This window comes from Kribbella sp. NPDC026596 (assembly GCF_040638415.1).
Classification (GTDB): Bacteria; Actinomycetota; Actinomycetes; order Propionibacteriales; family Kribbellaceae; genus Kribbella.
On sequence record NZ_JBEZYF010000036.1, the window covers coordinates 41,997 to 57,993 of the forward strand.

The window sequence follows — 15,997 nt, forward strand, 5'->3', positions numbered from 1 at the left end:
GGTGAATTACGCGACACTGATGTTGTGAAAACTCCTGCGACGAACGGACCGGTGCCCGCGGGCACGGCCGTGACGCGGGACGAGTCCACCCGGGACCGGGTCGCCCGCTCGATCCTGACCAACGGTCCGTCCAGCGCCGCGGTGCTCGCCGAGCGCCTGGAGCTGACGCCGGCGGCGGTCCGCCGGCACCTCGACCACCTGCTCGACGAGGGCCTGGTCGAGTCCCGCGAGGAGCGTGTCTACGGCCCGCGTGGCCGCGGCCGCCCCGCGAAGGTCTTCGTGCTGACCGACACCGGCCGGCACGCGTTCCACCAGGCGTACGACGATCTGGCGGCCACCGCGATGCGGTTCATCGCCGATGCCGGCGGTGACGAGGCGGTCGCCGAGTTCGCCCGGCGCCGGGTCGCCGAGGTGGAGCAGCGGTACCGGGGGCTGGTCGACGCCGCCCCCGAGAGCAACAAGGCCGAGGCGCTCGCCCAGGCTCTGACCGTGGACGGCTACGCCGCTTCCACGGCGAAGGCCGCGCACGGAGAACAGCTCTGCCAGCACCATTGCCCGGTCGCTCACGTGGCCGAGCAGTTCCCCCAGCTGTGCGAGGCCGAGACCGAGGTGTTCTCCCGGCTGCTCGGCAAGCACGTCCAGCGACTGGCCACCATCGCCCACGGCGATGGTGTCTGCACCACACATATCCCCGGCCCCCAGCCGGTTACTGCCCCTGTATCCGACGGCGAATCTGCGAGGACTGCACGATGACGCAAACCGCTCACCCTGAGCTCGAAGGGCTCGGCACGTACAAGTTCGGCTGGTCCGACAGTGACGCCGCCGGTTCCGTCGCGAAGCGGGGCCTCAGTACGGACGTGGTGCGGGGCATCTCGACGCTGAAGAACGAGCCGGAGTGGATGCTGGACCTGCGGCTGAAGGGCCTGAAGCTCTTCGACCGCAAGCCGATGCCGTCGTGGGGTGCCGACCTTTCCGGGATCGACTTCGACAACATCAAGTACTTCGTCCGCTCCACCGAGAAGCAGGCGACCAGCTGGGACGAGCTGCCCGCGGACATCAAGAACACCTACGACAAGCTCGGCATCCCCGAGGCGGAGAAGCAGCGCCTGGTCGCCGGCGTCGCCGCGCAGTACGAGTCCGAGGTCGTCTACCACCAGATCCGCGAGGACCTGGAGGCCCAGGGCGTCATCTTCCTGGACACCGACACCGGCCTGCGCGAGCACCCGGAGATCTTCCAGGAGTACTTCGGCTCCGTCATCCCGGTCGGCGACAACAAGTTCGCCTCGCTGAACACGGCGGTCTGGTCCGGCGGCTCGTTCATCTACGTGCCCAAGGGCGTGAAGGTGGACATCCCGCTGCAGGCCTACTTCCGGATCAACACCGAGAACATGGGCCAGTTCGAGCGGACCCTGATCATCGTCGACGAGGGCGCCTACGTGCACTACGTCGAGGGCTGTACGGCGCCGATCTACAAGTCGGACTCGCTGCACTCCGCGGTGGTCGAGATCATCGTGAAGAAGGGCGCACGCTGCCGCTACACGACGATCCAGAACTGGTCGAACAACGTCTACAACCTGGTCACCAAGCGCGCCACCTGCGAAGAGGGCGCGACGATGGAGTGGATCGACGGCAACATCGGTTCCAAGGTGACGATGAAGTACCCGGCCGTGTACCTGATGGGCGAGCACGCGAAGGGCGAGACCCTGTCGGTCGCGTTCGCGGGCGAGGGCCAGCACCAGGACGCCGGCTCCAAGATGGTGCACAACGCGCCGTACACCTCCAGCTCGATCATCTCGAAGTCGGTGGCCCGCGGCGGCGGCCGGACGTCGTACCGCGGTCTCGTCGAGGTCGCACCGGGCAGCCACCACAGCAAGTCCACGGTGCGCTGTGACGCGCTGCTGATCGACACGATCAGCCGCTCGGACACCTACCCGTACGTCGACGTCCGCGAGGACGACGTGGCGATGGGGCACGAGGCGACCGTGTCCAAGGTCAGCGACGACCAGCTCTTCTACCTGATGAGCCGGGGCATGGCCGAGGACGAGGCGATGGCGATGATCGTCCGCGGCTTCATCGAGCCGATCGCCCGCGAACTCCCGATGGAGTACGCGCTGGAACTCAACCGGCTCATCGAGCTGCAGATGGAAGGGGCCGTCGGCTGATGTCCGCCGCTGAAACCCTTGTTGCCACCGGTAACAGGGCGCACTCCCACGGACCGGGGTCCCCGGTCCCGCTCCAGGCCCGCAGCGAGCGGCCGACGTCGTACGACGTCGCCGACTTCGCGGTGCCGAACGGACGCGAGGAGGAGTGGCGCTTCACCCCGGTCAAGCAGCTCAAGGCACTGTTCGACGACGCAGCCGGCAGCGAGACCCCGAAGATCGACGCGAGTGGCCCCGAGGGCGTCGTGTTCGAGACCGTCGCGGCCGACGCGCTGAAGGTCGGCAAGCCGCAGGACCGGTCGGCCGCCATCGCCTGGAACCAGGCCGGCGCGGCGTTCGCGGTGCGGATCCCGGTCGAGGCCGAGCTGACCGAGCCGGTGCATGTGAACGTCGCGAGCCTCGGTGCGCGTGGCTTCACCCACCTCATCGTCGACGCCGGCCGGCACAGCCGCGCGATCGTGATCATCGATCACACCGGCGCGGGTGAGCTCGGCAGCAACGTCGAGATCGTCACCGGCGACGGCGCCGAGCTGCGCGTGGTCAGCATCCAGCAGGGCGACCACGAGTCGATCCACCTGGCCCAGCACGACGCGCTGGTCGGGCGGGACGCGAAGCTCCACCACGTCGTCGTCACCCTCGGCGGCAAGATCGTCCGGATCGCCACCAACGTCCGGTACGCCGGGCCTGGCGGCGACGCGGAACTGCTGGGCGTGTACTTCGCCGAGTCGGGTCAGCACCACGAGAACCGGCTGTTCGTCGACCACGAGGCCACCCACTGCAAGAGCAACGTGATCTACAAGGGTGCGCTGGCCGGCGACAACGCCCGGTCGGTGTGGATCGGCGACGTGCTGATCCGCGCCGCCGCTGAGGGCACGAACACCTTCGAGCTGAACCGGAACCTGGTCCTGACCGACGGGGCGCGTGCCGACTCGGTGCCGAACCTCGAGATCGAGACCGGCGAGATCGAGGGCGCCGGGCACGCGTCCGCGACCGGCCGCTTCGACGACGAGCAGCTGTTCTACCTGCAGGCCCGCGGCATCCCCGAGGACGCGGCCCGGCGGCTGGTGGTGTCCGGCTTCTTCAACGACATCATCGGCAAGATCGGCGTCCCCGAGGTCGCCGAGCACCTGCACGACGTGATCGAGGAGAAGCTCGCGCGGGCCGCGGAGTTGAGCGCATCGGCCAAGGCGGTCGTCGGCCAGTGAGCGACACCTTCGAGCGCGCCTGCGCCGCCACCGACGTACCGGACGAGGGAGTGATCCCCGTCGAGGTCGGTGGCGTCGAGGTCGCGGTCGTGAAGAGCGAGGGACAGTACTTCGCGGTGCGGGACGAGTGCTCGCACGCGCAGATCCAGCTGTCCGAGGGCGACGTCGGCGAGTGCGAGATCGAGTGCTGGCTGCACGGCTCCCGCTTCGACCTGCGCACCGGCGAGCCGACCAGTCTGCCCGCGTACGAACCGGTGCCGGTGTACCCGGTCCGGCTGGACGGTGACGACGTACTCGTCGACGTCAAGAACCCCCTGAACCAGACATCCCTGTAAAGCGACGGAGATAGAAGAACCTCATGGCGACACTCGAGATCCGCGACCTGCACGTGTCGGTCGACACCGAGAGCGGCCCGAAGCAGATCCTGCGCGGCGTCAACCTGACCATCAGCGGTGGCCAGACGCACGCGATCATGGGCCCGAACGGTTCCGGCAAGTCCACCCTGGCGTACTCGATCGCCGGCCACCCGAAGTACAACATCACCTCCGGCACGGTGACGCTGGACGGCGAGAACGTGCTCGACATGAAGGTCGACGAGCGCGCCCGGGCCGGCCTGTTCCTGGCCATGCAGTACCCGGTCGAGGTGCCCGGCGTGTCGGTGGCGAACTTCCTGCGGACCGCGAAGACCGCGATCGACGGCGAGGCGCCGAAGCTGCGCACCTGGGTCAAGGACGTCAACAAGGCGCTCGGCGACCTCGAGATGGACCCGGACTTCGGTACCCGCAACGTGAACGAGGGCTTCTCCGGCGGTGAGAAGAAGCGCCACGAGATCGTCCAGCTGGAGCTGCTGAACCCGAAGATCGCGATCCTCGACGAGACCGACTCCGGCCTCGACATCGACGCGCTGAAGGTCGTCTCCACCGGCGTGAACCGGTTCGCCGAGCAGGGTGACAAGGGCGTCCTGCTGATCACCCACTACACGCGGATCCTGCGCTACATCAAGCCGGACTTCGTGCACGTGTTCGTCGACGGCCGGGTGGCCGAAGAGGGCGGCCCGGAGCTGGCCGAAGAGCTCGAGGCCAACGGCTACGAGCGGTTCCTGAAGGCAGGCGCGAAGTGACCACCGCCCGGACGTTCAGCAGTCCCCTGGACCTGCAGTCGGTCCGGGCGGACTTCCCGATCCTGTCCCGCGAGCTCGCGGGCGGGTTCCCGCTGGTCTACCTGGACTCGGCGAACTCCTCGCAGAAGCCGCGCCAGGTGGTCCAGGCGATCGAGGACCACTACCTCAAGCACAACGCGAACGTCGCCCGGGCCATGCACCAGCTCGGGGCCGAGGCGACCGCGGCGTACGAGGGCGGCCGGGACAAGGTCGCGGCCTTCATCGGTGCGAAGAACCGGGACGAGATCGTCTTCACCAAGAACGCCTCCGAGGCGCTCAACCTGGCCGCGCACACGCTCGGCGCCGCGCTCAAGCCGGGCGATGTCGTGGTGATCTCCGAGATGGAGCACCACAGCAACATCGTCCCGTGGCAGCTCGCGTGCGAGCGGACCGGCGCGACCCTGAAGTGGTTCGGCGTGACCGAGGACGGCCGGCTCGACCTCAGCAACATCGACGAGCTGCTCACCGAGAACACCAAGGTCGTCGCGCTGACCTGGGTGTCGAACGCGCTCGGCACGATCAACCCGATCAGCGACATCGCCGCCAAGGCCCACGCGGTCGGCGCGACCGTGGTCGTGGACGCCTCGCAGGCGGTGCCGCAGTTCCCGGTCGACGTGTCGACGCTGGGGGTGGACCTGCTGGCCTTCACCGGACACAAGGTGGTCGGCCCGACCGGCATCGGTGTGCTCTGGGGACGGTACGACCTGCTTGCTTCACTGCCGCCGTTCCTCGGCGGTGGCGAGATGATCGAGGTCGTGCGGATGACGGGCTCGACGTACGCCCCGCCGCCCGCCCGGTTCGAGGCCGGTACGCCGCCGATCGCACAGGCCGTCGGCCTTGGTGCGGCCGTCGACTACCTGTCCGGGATCGGGATGGACAAGATCGCGGCCCACGAGCACGCGATCGTGGAGTACGCGCTCGAGGGGCTGAAGACCGTGCCTGGTCTGAGCATCCTCGGCCCGACCGATGCGAAGGACCACGGTGGCGCGATCAGCTTCGCGCTGGACGGCGTCCACCCGCACGACGTGTCGACCGTGCTGGACACCCGCGGGATCGCGGTCCGGGCCGGGCACCACTGTGCGCGGCCGGTGCACGAGCGGTTCGGAATGCAATCGTCGACCAGAGCGTCTTTCTACCTGTACACGACGCCCGAGGAGATCGACGCACTTGTCGACGGCCTCGGCTTCGTCCGTTCGTTCTTCAAGGTGGACTGATATGCAGCTGGACTCCCTGTACCAGGAGATCATCCTGGACCACTACCGCAGCCCGCACCACGCGGGTCTCGCGGACCCGTACGACGTGGAGGTGCACCACGTGAACCCGTCCTGCGGGGACGAGGTCACGCTCCGGGTCGAGCTCGACGGCGAGACGGTCGCGGGCGTGACGCACGAGAGCGTCGGTTGCTCGATCAGCCAGGCCGCGACGTCGGTGATGACCGACCTGGTGATCGGCAAGCCGGTTGCCGAAGGCATGGCGACGTACGAGAAGTTCCTGGAGCTGATGCAGAGCCGAGGGAATGTGGAACCCGACGAAGAGGTTCTCGAGGACGGTGTCGCGTTCGCCGGGGTCGCGCAGTTCCCGGCTCGCGTCAAGTGCGCGCTGCTGGGCTGGTCGGCCTGGCGCGACGCGACGGCACAAGCCCTGGCCGCCGCCAACAAAGGAGTGAGCAATGCCTGACCAGACCGACGAGAAGATCGAGCTGCCCGAGGTCGACCTGGAAGCGGCGGCTCAGCCCGGCACCGAACCGGCGAAGGTCGAGGACGTGAACGAGGCCCTCAAGGATGTCGTCGACCCCGAGCTCGGCATCAACGTGGTCGACCTGGGCCTGATCTACGGCATCACCGTCGACGACACCAGTACGGCGATCATCGACATGACGCTGACGTCGGCGGCCTGCCCGCTGACCGACGTGATCGAGGACCAGACCCGGATGGCGCTCGACGGCCTGGTCAACGACTTCCGGATCAACTGGGTCTGGATGCCGCCGTGGGGCCCGGAGAAGATCACCGACGACGGCCGTGACCAGCTGCGGGCGCTCGGCTTCAACGTGTGAGCCGAGTCGTCTCCGTCGCCCCCGAGCGACTGGACAAGTGGCTGACCGGCTTCGGCGAACGCCACGGTGCCGTCGAGTACGACGTGACGCCGGCGAGCGTCACGGTGTCCGCCGAGGACGGTTCCTCCGCTGTCGTCACGGTGCCCTTCGAGCCCCTCGCGGTGTTGTCCCGCGAGGGGCTCGTCGCGCACGTACTGACCGAGCGGCGGCTCGGCGTCCTGCTCGTCCGGCGCGGCGGCTACGGCGCCGGAGTGTTTGCCGGAGGCAAGCTTCTCGACTCCAAGGTCGGCTCCCGGCATGTGCAGGGCACGACCAAGGCCGGCGGCTGGTCACAGCAGCGGTACGCGCGCCGCCGTGACAACCAGGCCCGGGAAGCCTTCGCGGCCGCGACCGAGGTCGCCGTACGCATCCTCGCCCCGGCGAAGCTCGAGGTGCTCGTCTGCGGGGGAGACCGGCGGGCCGTCGACACCGTGCTCGAGGACCCGCGGTTGAAGGACCTGACCGGACTCGTGCGGCCGCCGTTCCTCGGCGTACCGGATCCGAAGCAGAAGGTCCTCGAGCAGGCCGGCGTCGACGCCCGGGCGATCCGGATCGAGGTGACTCAGGAAGACCCGTCGTAGAGCGCGCGGAAGTCCTCGAGCGTTCCGCGGTAGTACTCCAGGTCGTCTTCCAGCTTGGCCCGCGTCACCAGGTGCCCGTTCTCCGCCCGGGCCTGCCGGCCGAACTCCGACCACACCGCCGCGTCCGGCGCCTCGTTGGCTCCGTCCGGCACGAACTTGAGGGCCTCACGGACCGCGTCGGCCGCAAACTCCCAGTTGAGCTCGACGACGGTGCGATCCTGGCCGGGCCCACCGGTGTAGGCCATATCGGCCTCCAGCGCCCGTCGGGCGAAGGTCGCGGCCACCACGGCCCACTGCGCCGCGTCGACCAGCTGGGAGACGCCGAGGCCGAACCGGGCGCCGACCGTCCGGGACGCGTTCTCGGAGTCGAACGGGATGAGCAGTTCACCGGCCGTCGACCGGAGCGTCCAGCCGTCGGGTCCTTCGAGCAGGTTCTCCCCGGGCTGCAGCGGGGCGGGCTCGCTCGCCGGCACCTCCAGATCCGCCGCCGTCGTCAGGCTCACGTAGATCTGCGCCTCGGCCAGGGTCCTTGCGGTCAGCATCGGTTATCTCGCTCCTGTCTCTCGGACCAGATCGCGGTACGTGTCGCGCACCACCAGCAGCCGGTCCAGCCGGAACCGCCCCGGCTCCGCGTCCCGAACCGCCCGGCCTTCGGGCGTCCAGAACTCGTCCTCCGGTACGGCGTCCTGCCCGGCCGGCACGAACTTGATCACCTCGTCCACGGCCGCCTGCGCGACGGCCAGCACCCTACCCGCCTCGACCGGCTTCGTGGGGACCGCCGTCGCCGCACGATCGGCGACCTCCATCCACTGACCCGCATCCAGCAGCTCGGACGGCTCCGGCCCGCCGAACGTCGGCCACCCGGCGGCGCCGGTCTCCCGGGCCGGGAGACCGAACAGGTACTCGCGTTCGGCGTCGCAGCCGGGGCAGATCCCCGCGTAGCTGGTGACGAGCTCGCCGTCCACCTCGGCCAGCCCGTGCTCCCAGGGCGTTTCGGTCGAACCGCAGTCGGGGCAAGGGTGCAACTCGAGGTAGAGCTGCGCCTCGTCCCTGGTGCGTGCCACGGCGAACGCCATACCCTGCTTCTCCTCGTCTCGCCCGGTCACGGCCCGGCCAGAATCGGGCCGCCGCCCGCGGTCTGTGTGATGGCCCGGCCGGCCGCCGCGCCGTCGGTCGTCGGCCTCGTGCCGTGGCCGGCCGTCGGTGGGTTCTCACGCTTGGCCGAGGAGTAGGTGAGTCCCTTCAGCATGGCTTTCGGCACTCCGTGCTCCTCGAGAGCGGCCGCGACCTCGGTGCTGAAGTTGCTCCCCGGCTCCGAAGTGTTGAACAGCTCCCGCAGATCGACGCGATCCTCGGCCATCATCACCAGGTTCCGGTCGAGGGTGGCGAAGGCGGTGGCGAATCCGCCGTCGCTGCCGCCGTCCATCGTCCCGTCCTCGAAGGCCTGGTAGAGCCGCTCGTTGCCGTCGGCATCCGTGACCGAGAGCACCACCGTGGTCTCCTCGGCGATCGCCTTCTCGATCGCTGCCCGCAGCGGCCGGTACGGCTGGTGCACAGGCTTGCCCGAGGCGTCCTTGACCCACTCCGACGCGCGCAGGTCCGGCTTGCCGAGCTTCTCCGGCACGGCCCGCAGCCGGGATCCTCCCAGCGAGACCTCTCCGCCGGACTCCAGCTGCCGCAGTCCCTCGAGGTACTCGTGGTACTGCATCCGCACGTAGAACTCGGCCCGGCCGGCGTCCTTCAGCTGCGTGGTCCGCTTGGCCGCCGGCGTGCCCCGGCCCTTGTCGGTCAACCGGTCGATGGTGGCCCGGTACTCGACCGGCACGCGGACCGTGACGATGTCTCCGTTCCGGAAGGCGGTGGTCTCGCGCCGCGTGCCCCAGGAGTTCGAGGACTGCTGCTTGACCTGGTCGCCGACCGACCCGCTGACCGAGACGATGCCGCCGCCGACGCCACCGGTCGCGGTGAGCGGCAGCGCGTTGGTCCCGGTGGTCGAGGAGGTGCTCTGCTCCTGTCCGCGCCGGACCGTGCCGCTCTGACCAGGCGCCGGTCCGGTCACGAGCTGCCAGCCGACCGGCTTGGCGTGGATGCGAACGCCGACCGTGGTCCGGCCGTTGCCACCGGTCGCCATCGGCTCCAGCCGGAGACCGCCCGGGCTGGTCAGCTCCTCGAGGTTGGCCTGCATGGCGGTGGGCTGCAGCTGAATCCCGATCGACGGCTCGTACTGCGCCAAGCCGCCAGGCCCGAGAAGGTCGCGCCGGCCCAGGCGACCGGTGAGCCGGTCGTACAGCTCATCGGTGACGGCCTCGCCTTTGCGGAACGGCCGCATCGCCTCGGCCGCGGCACCCTCGGGCATTTCGACGGAGCGATGCTCGGGCTGGAACTCTTCGCCACTGGGCTGGGCGACGGCCGCCGGCGGATCGCCGACGACGCCGGTCGGCACGAGAGCCGTCAGCTCCGCACGCAACTGGCGGGGGCGCGCGGTCAGGGTCTGCGCCGCTGGAGCCGTGCGGTTGAGCCGCCACCGCACGCTAGCCAGCGCGGCCGCGCCGGCGTTCTGGATGCGCCGAACCTCGGTGGTGAAGACCATCGTGCGGTAGAGCGGTGTCTGCTCGAAGTCCCCGGTCCGGGCGAGTGTGGTGTTCTGCTCGGAACTGCCGGCGGTGACCTGCCGGACCCGGTCGGTGCTGACACCCCCGGACAGCGAGCCGTCCCCGCCGTCGTCGCCCTTGAGCCCCACACTGCCTGAGTACGTCGTGGTATGGCTGATCGACCGGGTCTTCCCGAAGTACTTGTACTTCTGGATGAAGCCCAGCGCCGCGGCCTTGGCCAGCTCGGGGGTGCCGTCGACGGTCGGTTCGCCCACGAACTCGGCCTTGACCGTGATGAGCAGGAGGTCGGGCCGGTCCTGACCCTCGACCGGAACCTCGATCGGGGTGGTGTACCCGCGGGGGCCGAGCATGTTCTCCAGCTGGCCCTGGTAGCTGTCCTTGGCCAGGTCGACGTCCAGTATCGGCGCGAGCAGCTCGTCGGACGCGAGCAGCCCCGGCGCGACCTCCTCGAGCTGCTCTTTGAGCTGCGGGAGCAGATCGACGTCCTGGTCGGCGTCGCCGTCCACCTTGATCATGTACAGCTGGCTCGACGCCAGGCTGGCCTCGTACTGCTCCGAGACACCGACGACGCGCCGGCTCTCGGCCAACGCGTGGACCTTGACCAGCGACTCCTTGAGGCGTTCTTCAGCAGTCGGCGCGGTGGACTCCGCGACACCAGTCCGGTCCAGGATCTTCGCGTTCAGGCGTTCCGCTGTGTGCCCGGCGGCCAGGCCGGTCGTCGCGCCCGCGGCCTGCTCCTGCTTGTAGCGGCGGACGAAGCCGGTTGCGACCCGCTTCGGGATCTCGACCTTCCCGGTCAGGTACCGCTCGGCCACGTCGGCGGCGATCGCCGGCGGCAGATCGAACTTCTCACCGGCGTACAGCTCGAGCGCCTCGTACTCGGGAATCGTCTTCTGCAGCAGCGCGTCCTGCAGCGCCACCGTCTGGACGACCTTGCCGTCGTGCACGATCTCGGCCACCATCCGGTGCCGCTCGATCAGCTCGTAGTGGACGCCGTTGTTGACCCGCAGCCGCTCGTCCCCAGTGGTCTGGCTGGTCCCGGTCGACTGCGACGTACCGCCGACCCGGCCGACGCCCAGCGTGCCGCTGACCGAGGGTTCGCCCGAAGTGACTGCCCCGCCGCTGCCGTCGACCGACACCCCACCCGAGGTCGAGGTGCCGGAGGTGTGGCCCACGTCGTTCATCGTGAAGTTGATGTTCGCGGTGTTCTGGTCGTTCAGCGCGGCGAACGTCTGGCTGACCGGCGTGCTGCGGATCACCACCTTGTACTCGCGCGGCAGCAGCGTCCGGTCGGCCACGGCCTGCGCCGGATTCGCCGGCGGCGGCGTGATGACCAGCGGCAGCTCGTACCTGCCGTTGGTGATCCACTCCGTGTTGGAGACCAGGCTCTCCGAGGACAGGGCGGCGTGCAGCTGCAGATACCCGGTGGTGTCCGCGCGGATGGCATCCACCTCCGCGAACAGCCGATCGGCCGGTTCGCCGGCGTCGACCGCCACCGGGATCGACCGGCTGACGGCTTCTGCGTGCGGCGGCTTCGGGTCCGTGGCGAACACCGGCGCCTCGGCCCTGGCCAGCGAGCTGTCGTACGGCAGCACCATGCTGCCCTGGACATCGGCCAGCGGTTCGGAGTCGCCGTGGTCGGTCATCTCGGTGACGGTGATCCGGATGCCCTGACGGACCAGGTCCACCTCGGCCGTGCTCTCGTTCAGCGTGACCCGGTTCACCCGCCGGCCGAGGGTCCAGCTGAAGCTCCGTCCGATCGCGCTCCGGCTCAGCTTCAGACCCAGTCGCCCGGCCAGGCCCGACTGTCCTTCGGCCGGCCCATTGCTCACGCCGACACCAGCGGAGAGTGGCACCGACTTCGATCGGCCGGAGGTCTGCTGGCTGGCGCGGGAGCTGATGCCGAGCCGGGCGATGAACCTGGACGCGGTGGTGCCGACCGGGGTGATGTCGTCGAAGTCCTGCGTGACGGACAGCCGGAACAGGCGGGTCCGCGGCGCGTGGCCGGTGCGGTGCTCGACCAGCGGGATCACCAGTCCGGACTGGCAGGCCGTGTTCATGCCCGCCACGAGCCGGTAGTCGGTGATGTCCTGGATCACGCGGTCGCGGTTCGCCACCTGGGCGGCCGTCGGCTTGCCGTGCAGCGGCGGCACCAGGCCCATCTCGCGGAACCTGGCGAGAGCCTGGTCCCGGGCCTCGTCGGCGCCCTTGACCTCGTCGGGCAGGGACTTGCCGGTACCGCGCAGCTGGTTAGGACCGCGTCCGTGCCAGGGTGGCATGGTCAGCCGACCGGACGGCGGCTCGGGATCGCCGGCCAGCAGTGCGCGGCCGTCCGGGCCGGTCCGGATGGTGCCGTCGTCCTCGCGCAGTACGGCGTCCTCGCCGGCCGGAGCGCCCGCCCGCAGCAACCGGTTGGGCGTGAGCCGCACCTTCGCTTCACAGGTCGCCGTGACGACGACGGGCTTGGCCCGGGGATCGCGGATCTTGCGCAGCGTCGCCGTCACCTCGACGTCGACGAGGGCACCCTGGGTTGCGGACATGTCGCGATCGACCACCGGCGTGATCGCCGTCGTACTCACGCTCTGCCCGCCCTGCCGCGAGACGTTCCGCCCGACCGACACGCTGGGCGAGAGGTCCGCGGTCGAGGACCCCAGGTCGCTCAGGGCCGTCGGGCTCGGGAGGTAGCCGGGCACCGGCTGCGCGGGGTCGAGCGGCTTGCCCGGGTAGGCCAGGCTGGCCGAGCCGGTCAGCGAGGCGCCGGAGATCCGGCCGGCGTTGACGCCGGCGAAGTCGACCTGGACCTTCTCCTGGCCCATCTCCGCACTGCTCTCACCGACGAGCCTGGCGGTCCGCCAGATCGGCTTGGCCTCGAGGGTGAGCTCGTACTCCGATCCGCCGCCGACCGGGATCGTCCGGCTGAGACCGCCCTCGGTGCCCTGCTCGGCCAGCAGGCGCAGCGGGTCCTTGGTGACGAACTGGCTGATCTGGTCGTGCCCGACCCGATCGATCGGCCCGAGCTGCTCGCGGGCCTCGGCGACGAGGCGGGAGTTGAGGTCGCCCAGGCCGCTGATCCGGTTGACGGTGAGCCGGGGGGTCTCCTCCGTGCACTGGTCGCCCAGTCCGAGCTGCTCCAGGGTTACGGTCTCGGTCGGCGCCGGCACCGTGTACGGGCTGGGCACCCAGGTCAGCTGCTCACCGGCGTCGACGGTCTCGACCGGCGACCATGGCTCGGTGGCCGAGCCGCGGACCTCGATCTCGTACTCGCCGAGCCACCGGTACGGGATTGACTCGCCCTTGAAGACGTCGACCCAGCCGAGCTGGGCATGCGCGCTCGCGCCGGCGGTCACGGCCTCGGTCGTGCCGGTGGTCGCCTCGACCTTGGGGGCGATCACCTGCGACATCGCGCTCACCACACCGCCGTCCGGAGCCAGCGCCAAGAACGGCTGCAGGTTGAGGCCGTAGGTGACGCTCGAGGAGTGGGTGGCCGTGATGGCGTTGCTCTGGCCGCCTTCGCCGAGAGTGCCGGACATCTGCTCGGCGAGGGTGTAGTCGAGACCCGTCACCTCGCTCAGATCACGGGCCTTCATCCGGACGCGGACCTGGGCGATCTTGGTGACGTCGTCGTCAGGGTCGCCGTCGACGGTGAAGACCATGCCTTCGGAGAACAGCAGCCGGTAGTCGGCCATCGGTGCCGGAATCGGGCCGTGGTCGGCGATCCGACGGCTGCTGCCGCTCCGGGACAGCATCTCGTTGATCTTGCCGACCGGCAGGCGCAACCGTTCGTCGGTCGGCACACCTGTCTCCAGGTGGTCGACCGGCAGCGCCTGGCGCAGACTCGCCTCGTAGGCGTCGCTCCTCCCGGCCGCCTCCCTGGCCAGCTCGGCCCACCGTCCCGGCTGCTGGTCCGGGTTGTCGAGCTCAGCGAGCAGGGTCTGATATCCGGCCAGGGCCCGGCCGGCGTCGGTGGCCGCCTGCTGGTAGGCATGCGCCATCGTCACGTGGCGCCGCCCCTTGCCGAAGGCGTTCTCCGCATCAACCCGCAGGCGGCGGGCCCGCTCGGGTGCGCCGATGTCCTGCAGCAGGTCCTCGGCGACGGCCTGGTCCAGCTTCGAGGTCGCCTCGTCGACGGCGTCCGCGGCGCTCGCCGTCTTGCCCTCGGCTTTGGTCTCGAGGTCCGCAACGGCTGCTTCCAGCGCCGCGATCTGCTCGGTGACCTGCTGGCGAAGATGTCCCGCGGTGTTCGGCTCCGGGATGGCCGCGGCGGCGGCGCGCTCGCCGGCGAGGCCGCCGGCAGTCGCACCGGGGGAGTAGGTCGAGTCGTTGGCCCAAGGGCGCTGGGGCCGCGCACCGCTCCGGCGCTCGATGGCCGTGGCCAGGCCCTCGAGGTCGCGCTCGAGATCCTGGACGCGCAGTGGCCCGTTGGGACGGCCTTCGCGGGCGGACTGCCAGTCCCTGGACAGCTTCCGGTAGACCGCCAGGTCGGCGTTGATCCGGTGGTCGCGCCGTTCGTGCCTGAAGGCCGCACGCAGTCTGCCGAGGACGCCGGAAGGCCGGTCGGCCCGCGCTGCCTGCTGTTGCTGGGTCATCTGGCTGAGTTGGTGGACCCAGACATCGCCGTACTGCTCTGGGGACAGCCCGGGGTCGATCCGCAGGACGTGCGGATCGGTCGCCGTACCCGAGCGGATCCGGCCCTGGGCGACCAGACCACGGACAGTCGTCCGGATCTCGACCCGGACGTACTGCGGTTCGTCGCTCGTGGTCGTCGGGACGACCGCCATCCGGGACTGGGCATCGGCGGTTGGCGGGCCGGTGACGGACGACCCGAGGTCGGCCGCGCCGAGTCGCGTCAGCGCCGCCAGCGCGGCCGATTCGCGCTCATGCGGGTCTGCCGCCGGGCCGTCGGCGGCGAGACCGGTGCCGGGGATCTCCCGGGTCAGCGTCTGACGCAATGGCGGGCGGCGATGCTTCACGCCGACCGGCGCGCCGCGGCGCCTGCCACGCGGGCCCGTCGAGGTGCGGTGACCTGTCGCGGCGAGCGCTGTGGCGTCGTGGCTGATCCGCCGGGAGGCCGCGACGATCTCGGTGGCCACCGGCACCTTCGCCGCACCCGGCAGGGCAGCGAGACGCACAGCGGCTTCGACGGAGTCCCTGGCCGCCAGCCGCAGCGCGAGGCGGAGCATCGCCTCGCCTTCGGTACGGCGTGATTGGTCCAGTCCGGGGACCCGCAGCAGTCGGTCGAGGGCATCCGCGGCACCGGTCTCGGGCGACTCGCCCCGGACCCGGGCGACCTCCGCGCCAAGGACGCCGACCGCCTCGGCGAGCATCCGGTCGTCACTGGCCCGGTCGGCCGCTCGGCGGCTGAGCTGCTCTTCCAGTCCGCGGACGATGGAGGCCGGCAGTACGTCGCGCCGACTGGTCAACCAGACCCGGCCGTCCCGCAATGGCACTGCCTTCGGCCAGACGTAACCCAGGGCGGTCCCGATCGCTGTTCGCGCGCGGGTGACCGACTCAGGGGCGGCTGTCGTGGGTGTCGTCAGCCGAATCACCCCCTTGCTTCGTGCCTCGGTGCTCACCAGTTGTCACCAAGACCTTGGTTCCGGAACTTAGCAAACTTTCGGTTACTCGCCAGCTACTCAGAACACCCGAACTGTTAACAATTAACGCCCGTCGGCCACCTAGGATTCGGCGCATGGACGACCGGCTGGGTTCCTCGCAGTGGAGCGTGACCGAGGCGCGGGGCACGGTGGCGCAGCTGCGGCACGTGGCCACCGACGGCCCGGAGTACGACGGCGTGGAGCTGTTCCTCGCGCTGTGTGACTACCTCGACGAGCTGTACGGCGGGATCGGGTTCGACCGGGTGTACACCGGGCCGGAGCGGTCCGCCCTGGCCGACGTCGTACGCCGGGTTCGCGGGCGGAACGTCGTACCGGATCCGGACGGCGAGCGGCTGATGCAGCCGGTGAACGCGGCCGTCACACTGGTCGACGGACGAGCGCTCGCGGCCGAGCTGGAGGGAGCCGATGGGTGGCAGCGCGAGCTCGGACGGGCGCTGCACGCGCTGTACAGCTATCTAGACCAGTTGTACGGCGGACCGGGTGCGTTCACCGAGCTGCTGACCACGACCGAACGGGACCGGGTCGCGAGCCGATAACGGCACCGACCTACCGGCCGAGTTGGCACCCAGGTGCC

At 70.0% G+C, this 15,997-nt stretch carries 13 protein-coding genes; 10 read left to right on the forward strand and 3 right to left on the reverse strand.

Annotated elements, in window-relative coordinates:
* Nucleotides 1–51 precede the first annotated feature (51 nt).
* From AB0E63_RS27150 to AB0E63_RS27190, 9 genes are read left to right on the forward strand one after another with little or no spacing between them, the layout of a single operon-like run.
* Nucleotides 52–753 carry a metalloregulator ArsR/SmtB family transcription factor gene (locus AB0E63_RS27150; protein ID WP_360372141.1) on the forward strand — a complete coding sequence of 234 codons (702 nt, stop codon included), beginning with the start codon at nt 52–54 and terminating at the stop codon, nt 751–753.
* Nucleotides 750–2,162 carry a Fe-S cluster assembly protein SufB gene (gene sufB, locus AB0E63_RS27155; protein ID WP_360372017.1) on the forward strand — a complete coding sequence of 471 codons (1,413 nt, stop codon included), beginning with the start codon at nt 750–752 and terminating at the stop codon, nt 2,160–2,162. Before AB0E63_RS27150 ends, sufB begins: the two co-directional genes overlap by 4 nt.
* Nucleotides 2,162–3,364, forward strand: coding sequence for a Fe-S cluster assembly protein SufD (gene sufD / locus AB0E63_RS27160; protein ID WP_360372020.1), 1,203 nt, complete (start codon nt 2,162–2,164; stop codon nt 3,362–3,364). Before sufB ends, sufD begins: the two co-directional genes overlap by 1 nt.
* Nucleotides 3,361–3,699 carry a non-heme iron oxygenase ferredoxin subunit gene (locus AB0E63_RS27165; protein WP_360372023.1) on the forward strand — a complete coding sequence of 113 codons (339 nt, stop codon included), beginning with the start codon at nt 3,361–3,363 and terminating at the stop codon, nt 3,697–3,699. Before sufD ends, AB0E63_RS27165 begins: the two co-directional genes overlap by 4 nt.
* Before the next feature lie 23 nt (nt 3,700–3,722).
* Nucleotides 3,723–4,484 carry a Fe-S cluster assembly ATPase SufC gene (sufC, locus tag AB0E63_RS27170; RefSeq protein ID WP_360372026.1) on the forward strand — a complete coding sequence of 254 codons (762 nt, stop codon included), beginning with the start codon at nt 3,723–3,725 and terminating at the stop codon, nt 4,482–4,484.
* Nucleotides 4,481–5,737 (forward strand): cysteine desulfurase, encoded by a 1,257-nt coding sequence (locus AB0E63_RS27175; RefSeq protein WP_360372029.1) that lies wholly within the window; start codon nt 4,481–4,483, stop codon nt 5,735–5,737. The genes sufC and AB0E63_RS27175 overlap by 4 nt, the downstream gene beginning before the upstream one ends.
* Before the next feature lies 1 nt (nt 5,738).
* Nucleotides 5,739–6,200 carry a Fe-S cluster assembly sulfur transfer protein SufU gene (gene sufU / locus AB0E63_RS27180; RefSeq protein WP_360372032.1) on the forward strand — a complete coding sequence of 154 codons (462 nt, stop codon included), beginning with the start codon at nt 5,739–5,741 and terminating at the stop codon, nt 6,198–6,200.
* Nucleotides 6,193–6,576 carry a metal-sulfur cluster assembly factor gene (locus AB0E63_RS27185; RefSeq protein WP_360372035.1) on the forward strand — a complete coding sequence of 128 codons (384 nt, stop codon included), beginning with the start codon at nt 6,193–6,195 and terminating at the stop codon, nt 6,574–6,576. The genes sufU and AB0E63_RS27185 overlap by 8 nt, the downstream gene beginning before the upstream one ends.
* Complete coding sequence (locus AB0E63_RS27190; RefSeq protein WP_360372038.1) at nt 6,573–7,196, forward strand: acVLRF1 family peptidyl-tRNA hydrolase; 624 nt, start codon at nt 6,573–6,575, stop codon at nt 7,194–7,196. The genes AB0E63_RS27185 and AB0E63_RS27190 overlap by 4 nt, the downstream gene beginning before the upstream one ends.
* Here the strand turns inward: AB0E63_RS27190 and AB0E63_RS27195 are convergent.
* From AB0E63_RS27195 to AB0E63_RS27205, 3 genes are read right to left on the reverse strand one after another with little or no spacing between them, the layout of a single operon-like run.
* Nucleotides 7,178–7,738, reverse strand: coding sequence for a hypothetical protein (locus AB0E63_RS27195; RefSeq protein WP_360372041.1), 561 nt, complete (start codon nt 7,736–7,738; stop codon nt 7,178–7,180). The genes AB0E63_RS27190 and AB0E63_RS27195 overlap by 19 nt on opposite strands.
* A gap of 3 nt (nt 7,739–7,741) precedes the next feature.
* Complete coding sequence (locus AB0E63_RS27200; RefSeq protein ID WP_360372044.1) at nt 7,742–8,272, reverse strand: hypothetical protein; 531 nt, start codon at nt 8,270–8,272, stop codon at nt 7,742–7,744.
* Between the two features lie 26 nt (nt 8,273–8,298).
* The gene (locus AB0E63_RS27205; protein ID WP_360372047.1) at nt 8,299–15,381 is read right to left on the reverse strand and encodes a hypothetical protein; all 7,083 of its coding nucleotides are present in this window, start codon (nt 15,379–15,381) and stop codon (nt 8,299–8,301) included.
* Nucleotides 15,382–15,497: 116 nt separating this feature from the next.
* Here AB0E63_RS27205 and AB0E63_RS27210 point away from each other — a divergent pair, with 116 nt between their 5' ends.
* Complete coding sequence (locus AB0E63_RS27210) at nt 15,498–15,959, forward strand: hypothetical protein (RefSeq protein ID WP_360372050.1); 462 nt, start codon at nt 15,498–15,500, stop codon at nt 15,957–15,959.
* Nucleotides 15,960–15,997 lie beyond the last annotated feature (38 nt).